Consider the following 6,128-nt stretch of genomic DNA (forward strand, 5'->3'; position numbering starts at 1 on the left):
TCAGCCGTTGCTGATCTTGGCGAAAGCCTGTTCAAGGTCGGCAATCAGGTCCTCGGCTTCCTCGATGCCGCACGAGAGGCGCAGGAGGTTGACGGGGACGGCCAGCTCGGTGCCCTTCACCGAAGCATGGGTCATCTCCGACGGGTAGTTCATGAGGGACTCGATGCCGCCCAGGGACTCGGCAAGAGTGAACACCGAGGTGTTTTCCGCAACGGTCCGTGCTGCGGCCTCCCCGCCCTTGAACTGCACCGACACCATCCCGCCGAACTTCTTCATCTGCTTCGCGGCGAGATCGTGGCCCGGGTGGTCCGGGAGTCCCGGATACAGCACGGCTTCGACCTCGGGACGGGTCAGCAGCCACTCGGCTACTGCCTGGCCGTTCTCGCTGTGGCGGTCCATGCGCACGCCCAGCGTCTTCAAACCACGGGTGGTAAGGAACGCGTCCATGGGACCGGACACCGCGCCCACGGCAAACTGGATGAAGCCGATCTTCTCCGCGAGCTGCGCATCCTTGACCACGATGGCGCCACCCACCACATCCGAGTGGCCGCCGATGTACTTGGTAGTGGAGTGAACCACGACGTCGGCACCCAGGTCTAGCGGGGTCTGCAAGTAGGGAGAAGCAAAGGTGTTGTCGACCACCAGGAGGGCACCGGCGTCGTGCGCGACAGCGGCGAGCGCGGCGATGTCGGTGATCTTCATCATCGGGTTGGATGGCGTCTCAACCCACACCAGACGGGTCTTGTTCGCAGCGACAGCGGCCGCAACGGCGTCCAGGTCCGACATGTCCACCGGGGTATTGCCGATGCCCCAGTCGCCCAGCACGCGGTTGATCAGGCGGTAGGTTCCACCGTAGGCGTCATTGCCCAACACAATGTGGTCCCCGGGCCTGGCCACCGCACGGATCAGCGAGTCTTCGGCAGCCAGGCCGGATCCGAAGGAGAACGCGGCCGTTCCACCTTCAAGGGCGGCCAACTGCTCCTGAAGCGAATCGCGGGTGGGGTTGCCGCCGCGGCCGTACTCGTAGCCCGAGCGCAGGCCCCCGATGCCGTCCTGGGCGTAAGTGGTGCTGAAGTGCAGCGGAGGCACCACAGCACCGGTGCGCGGCTCGAATTCCTGGCCGGCGTGGACGGCACGTGTGTTGAACCCGGCCTTGTTGTTGGCAGACATGGAAGCTCCTCTTTGTTCGTTCAACGGTTGGTCAGCGCGGGCTAGTTGCTGAGGTAAGCCAGGAGGTCGTGGCGCGTCAGGATGCCAACCGGGGCTCCCGCGAAGGTCACCATGACGGTATCGACGTCGGACAGCAGCTCACGCGCGGCGGAAATGGTTTCCAAGGAGCCGATCACGGGCAGGCGTTCGCCCATGTGTTCGGCGATCTTGTCCGAAAGTTTCGCTTCGTCGCGGAACAGCTTGCTGGTCAGGCTGCGCTCGTCGACGGCCCCCAGGACTTCGCCCATCACCACGGGAGGTTCCTGTGACAGGACCGGGATGTGCGAGACACCGAACTCGTTCATGATGTTGATGACGTCGCGGACAGTCTCGTTGGGATGGATGTGGACCAGGTCCGGCATCTCACCCGTCTTGGATTTGAGGACCTCCCCCACGGAGGCTTCTTCGCCCCCGGAAAGGAAGCCATAGGAGCGCATCCACTGGTCGTTGAAGATCTTGGCGAGATATCCGCGACCGGAGTCAGGGAGAATCACCACCACCACGGCGGATTCGTCCAGGTCCTTGGCAGCGTGCAACGCAGCCACCACCGCCATGCCGGAAGACCCGCCAACCAGCAGGCCCTCCTCCCTGGCAAGGCGACGGGTCATGGCGAAGGAATCCGCATCCGAGACAGCGATGACTTCGTCCGGCACCGTGCGATCGTAGTTCGCGGGCCACATGTCCTCGCCCACGCCTTCGACGAAATAGGGCCGGCCCGTTCCGCCCGAGTAGACCGAACCTTCGGGGTCCGCACCGATGATCTTGACCGGGCCGCCGTCGGACTCCGGCCGTTCAGCCGAAACCTGCTTGAGGTACCGCCCGGTGCCGGTGATCGTCCCGCCGGTACCGGCGCCGATGACGACGTGGGTGACGCGGCCGTCCGTGTCGTTCCAGATCTCCGGGCCGGTGGACTCGAAGTGGCTGCCGGGGGCGGCGGGATTGGAGAACTGATCCGGCTTGAAAGCATCAGGAATTTCGCGGACCAGCCGGTCGGAGACGCCGTAGTAGCTTTGCGGGCTGTCGGGAGCCACGGAGGTGGGGGTCACCACGACCTCGGCGCCGTACGCCTTCAGGACCGCGCGTTTGTCCTCGCCTACCTTGTCCGGGACAACGAAGACGCACCTGTAGCCCTTCTGCTGGGCCACCAGTGCCAGACCAACTCCGGTGTTGCCCGAGGTCGGCTCGACGATGGTGCCACCCGGCTTGAGGCGACCGTCCTTTTCCGCTTCTTCGATCATCTTCACCGCGATGCGGTCCTTGATCGATCCACCGGGGTTGATGTATTCGAGCTTCACCAGGACTGTGGCCCTGATCCCCTCAGTAACGTGGTTGAGTTTGATGAGGGGCGTATTGCCGATGAGGTCCAACACGGACTGGGCGTACTTCATAGGTACAAAGTTACCGCCTGCCCGCGTGGAGGCTGATTCGGCGGGTCAGCTCCCCGCGCCCAATACAATTTCTCTATCGTGACCCTGTGACTGCAATCTACACTTCCAGCCCGTCAGCGAATGCTTTGACTTCACCGTGCCCACTCGCCAAGTCGCCCAACGAATCCCAAGGCTTGCCAAGGTGCTTCCCCAGTGACTCCCGGTGAGATTGGCCCCATTTGGCCGCAATGGCCTTTGTGTTGGCTTCCCCAATGGCGTGAGCGACATTGGACCCCAGAATCCAGAGGCAGGCTAAGGCTTGATCCCAGCCATTCCGTTCTGCGGGTGATGGGTCTCCGACATAGGCATCATCGATGTACTGTGAATGTTGGCGAAACCAATCGAAGACGACGCGGATATCCGAAGCGTCCTTATATTCTCCGTAGCTACTTCGATCAACCCAGGCATCCAACTTCAGCGCCGTGTAGTGAAGTGGGTCCACCACCTTTATCCGGCGCCCATCCGGCAGGACATACTCATCCGCTGCGGCAAAAGCGGAAGTGTACGCAAGGACGCTGAGAGGATCCGAGTCGGGTGAAGGTTTGGCGCAACCCATGGGTTGCTCGATACCGCCGAAAGGAATCAGGTCAACGGGGAGCCCGCCAATGAGATACTTGACGTCCGAGGATGACTTACGTGCTTCGAAGCTTGCCGTCAAATTCGCATAGTCGTCACTATTAGCTACTGCGAGCGCAAGGTCGACGTCAGATGTTGTTCGGAGAAAATGCTTGGGATCACCTAAGCGCAAATGCATAAGATCCCGGGCTTGGGCCCCGACCAACATCGTTCGATCGCGGGCACCCTCGATGCACCTGTCGAGGTTCACCATGACGTCCATCACAATCTGGAAGTCAGCGGGTGATGAGCTCTCTAAGTTGTATATCGTCCCAGGCAAATTCTCTCGCCACCTCTCTTACCCTTGCGTCGCCATCGGCCATAAGGTCTGCGTAAATCAGAGTGGAGGGTGCAAATGCCGGCCCGTCGAGGGTAGCTCGCCAGTCAATCGGATCCTCCCAGAATTTGCGCCTTACGCTGACATTGGGCGTAGACGACTTTCGCCATCGGTTGGAATTCATGAGGTGGGGACTAACTTCGGTGACATAGACCGTGGTAGTCGCCGGCCGAATGCGACTTGGCAGAGCAGACTCGCCGCTGAGCCAGATGTCGCGGCCGATTACCTTCCTGGGATCGTCAGCCTGGAACTCCGCGATTGTGATTTTGGGCAATAATCTTCGCGGGTACGCAGCTAGCCAGTCGCTGTAAAGCTCAGCGCGGGCGTGCCGGTCGAAGCCGTCGTATTGTTCTCGAATCGCCTCGACGACACGCTGAGTAGCGCCTAATGACACCCCTGACACCCGAGAGATCTCACGGATGTTTCCCTGAAACAGCTCCGGCCACGTAACGAGGGCAAACACGACCCGGGACCTTGCTGGTGTAAACAGATCCAGCGGTGTGTTTATTCTAAGATTTTCCTCCGCGAAGGATTTCCAGGCGCGTGAGTCTGATCGTTGACCTCGGATATCTATATAGAACCCAGGCGCGTTCAAGAACATATTTCCCTGAGCATCAGCAAAGTTAATATTTGCTCTCCTCAAGGCTTCGGCTTGAGCTGGTCGAAAGCTGGGAGCGAGTACCATTCCGCACGAAATAACGCTTTCGTGGTTACTCGGCGGGCGGATGAGACCCCTAGTGACTGGTGCATGTACTTGGACCTCGAGGCTCCCACCTGGAGTGTGGAGCAAAACCGGCACTGAAACGGAATCATCCGTCACATTTCCACGCACAACGAGGCCCCAACCCCGCTGTTCGAGCGTCTCAGTTAGTGCATCCAGCAAGTCACGGATGATCATGTTCATTATTCTTGCATGTTCATGATTCGTGAACAATGGAGAATGATGAACGGAAGGGCTGCCAGTCAGCTCCCCGCTGACGGATCCGTTTGCCAGAGACCCAGAATGTTCCCTTCGGTGTCCTTGAAGTAGGCGTACCACCCCATGGTTGGAACGGCGTCCTTGCCCTGCACCACTGAACCGCCGGCCTGTTCAACCTGGGCGAGGGCAGCGTCGAGGTCCGTGACGTCGATGGTGAGGATGGGGGTCTTCAGGTTTTCGGTCCGGGGGAACAACGCACCGTTGATGGCTCCCGGCTGTTTGGGGGCACCGGTTTGCTCATCCGATTCGGTGGTCAGGGCAATGGTGTACTCCATGCCCTGCATCGGGCTGAGGTTCCAGCCGAAAGTGTTTTGGTAGAAGGTGTTTGCCCTCTCGGTGTCATCTGTTGGAATCTCGAAATGCACTATTGCGGCCATGGCATGCGCTCCTTGTTCCTGGGATTGCTCCCGGATCTGTTCCTCGGTTTGGGCACGGCCCACCCGCGCCACAACTGGGAGTCTAGCCCCGGGCGAGTGCCCCGGTAAGGGGTCCGCGGAGAAAATTGTCAGCCCGGCGTGGGACCATTAAGAACATGACCATTGCAGAAGCCCCGCCGCTTGTTTCGGCCGCGGCGGACGCATCCCTCAGGTGGCATCCGGGCAGTTCCTTCCGTCTGGACCAGACCATGTTTCCGCTCATGCGCGGCAATGCGGACCCCTCATTCGCGGCACACGCGAATGGTTATTGGATGGCTTTCACGGCTCCCTCCGGCCCGGTGACCCTTCGCCTTTCCGGTGGCGGCCTGGGTCCTGACTCGTTCGTGGATGCCCAGGCCTGGGGCCCGGGAGCGGCCGACGCCGTGGCAGGAGTGCCCCGTTTGCTCGGTGCCGATGACGACTGGTCCGCCTTTGATGAGCCCGCCTTCCACGCCACTCTTCCGCGCCGCGTCACAGAAGCACGACGCCGGAACCTGGCCGTGCGCCTGCCCTCCACGGGGCGGGTGGTTGACTCACTGGTGCCCACCATTTTGGAGCAAAAGGTCACCACCTTGGAGGCCAGGCGTGGCTACCGGTACCTGTTGTACCGCTACGGAACCCCTGCACCGGGCAAAGCCCCGGCAGGTCTCCTCGTACCTCCCACTGCGCGGCAGTGGCTGGCCGTTCCGTCGTGGGAGTGGCACAAGGCCGGGGTTGGACCACAGCGTTCGGCGACTGTCATGCGGGCGCTGCAATCCGCCGTCGCGCTTGAACGCCTGGCTGCGCTGGACTCCGTGCAGGCCGGGGCCAAGCTGCAGACGATTCCCGGTATTGGTGTCTGGACCGCGGCCGAAGTCGTCCAGCGGACCCACGGCTGCCCGGATTCAATCTCCGTGGGCGACTACGACTTGGCCTCGTATGTGGGCTACGCCTTGACCGGGCAGAAAACGGACGACGCCGGCATGATCGAGTTGCTCGAACCGTGGCGCGGGCAGCGGCAACGGCTGGTCCGGATGCTGTACCTGAGCGGCTTCCGCAAACCCACGTTCGGCCCCCGGATGACCGTGCAGGACCACCGCCACCACTAGAAGCAACGCGGGGTCACTTATGGCCCATGTTTGCCGCATTTATGGGCCATAAGTGAC

At 61.4% G+C, this 6,128-nt stretch carries 6 protein-coding genes; 1 reads left to right on the plus strand and 5 read right to left on the minus strand.

Annotated elements, in window-relative coordinates:
* The 5 genes from ACFUOZ_RS12475 to ACFUOZ_RS12495 all read right to left on the minus strand — a co-directional run bounded on the left by ACFUOZ_RS12475 (position 1) and on the right by ACFUOZ_RS12495 (position 4,944).
* Positions 1-1,170, minus strand: a complete 1,170-nt coding sequence (locus ACFUOZ_RS12475) for a cystathionine gamma-synthase (RefSeq protein ID WP_377548436.1) — start codon at positions 1,168-1,170, stop codon at positions 1-3.
* 41 nt (positions 1,171-1,211) lie between these two features.
* Entirely contained in the window at positions 1,212-2,597 is a 1,386-nt protein-coding gene (locus ACFUOZ_RS12480) for a cystathionine beta-synthase (protein ID WP_377548439.1), read from the minus strand.
* A 97-nt stretch (positions 2,598-2,694) separates the two neighbouring features.
* Positions 2,695-3,465 (minus strand): hypothetical protein, encoded by a 771-nt coding sequence (locus ACFUOZ_RS12485; protein WP_377548442.1) that lies wholly within the window; start codon positions 3,463-3,465, stop codon positions 2,695-2,697.
* Positions 3,466-3,487: 22 nt separating this feature from the next.
* The gene (locus ACFUOZ_RS12490; protein WP_377548445.1) at positions 3,488-4,486 is read right to left on the minus strand and encodes a type IV toxin-antitoxin system AbiEi family antitoxin; all 999 of its coding nucleotides are present in this window, start codon (positions 4,484-4,486) and stop codon (positions 3,488-3,490) included.
* A gap of 65 nt (positions 4,487-4,551) precedes the next feature.
* Positions 4,552-4,944, minus strand: coding sequence for a VOC family protein (locus tag ACFUOZ_RS12495; protein WP_377548448.1), 393 nt, complete (start codon positions 4,942-4,944; stop codon positions 4,552-4,554).
* A gap of 155 nt (positions 4,945-5,099) precedes the next feature.
* Between ACFUOZ_RS12495 and ACFUOZ_RS12500 the strand changes: the two genes are divergently transcribed.
* Positions 5,100-6,071 (plus strand): DNA-3-methyladenine glycosylase family protein, encoded by a 972-nt coding sequence (locus tag ACFUOZ_RS12500; protein ID WP_377548451.1) that lies wholly within the window; start codon positions 5,100-5,102, stop codon positions 6,069-6,071.
* Positions 6,072-6,128 lie beyond the last annotated feature (57 nt).

Source organism: Paenarthrobacter sp. NPDC057355, from assembly GCF_042667405.1.
Lineage (GTDB): Bacteria > Actinomycetota > Actinomycetes > Actinomycetales > Micrococcaceae > Arthrobacter.

What these genes read in the sequence shown, in the direction of transcription:
- ACFUOZ_RS12480 (WP_377548439.1), bottom strand. Translation starts at nt 2,597, where the DNA reads ATGAAGTACGCCCAGTCCGTGTTGGACCTCATCGGCAATACGCCCCTC.
- ACFUOZ_RS12490 (WP_377548445.1), bottom strand. Translation starts at nt 4,486, where the DNA reads ATGATCATCCGTGACTTGCTGGATGCACTAACTGAGACGCTCGAACAG.
- ACFUOZ_RS12495 (WP_377548448.1), bottom strand. Translation starts at nt 4,944, where the DNA reads ATGGCCGCAATAGTGCATTTCGAGATTCCAACAGATGACACCGAGAGG.
- ACFUOZ_RS12500 (WP_377548451.1), top strand. Translation starts at nt 5,100, where the DNA reads ATGACCATTGCAGAAGCCCCGCCGCTTGTTTCGGCCGCGGCGGACGCA.
- ACFUOZ_RS12475 (WP_377548436.1), bottom strand. Translation starts at nt 1,170, where the DNA reads ATGTCTGCCAACAACAAGGCCGGGTTCAACACACGTGCCGTCCACGCC.
- ACFUOZ_RS12485 (WP_377548442.1), bottom strand. Translation starts at nt 3,465, where the DNA reads ATGGTGAACCTCGACAGGTGCATCGAGGGTGCCCGCGATCGAACGATG.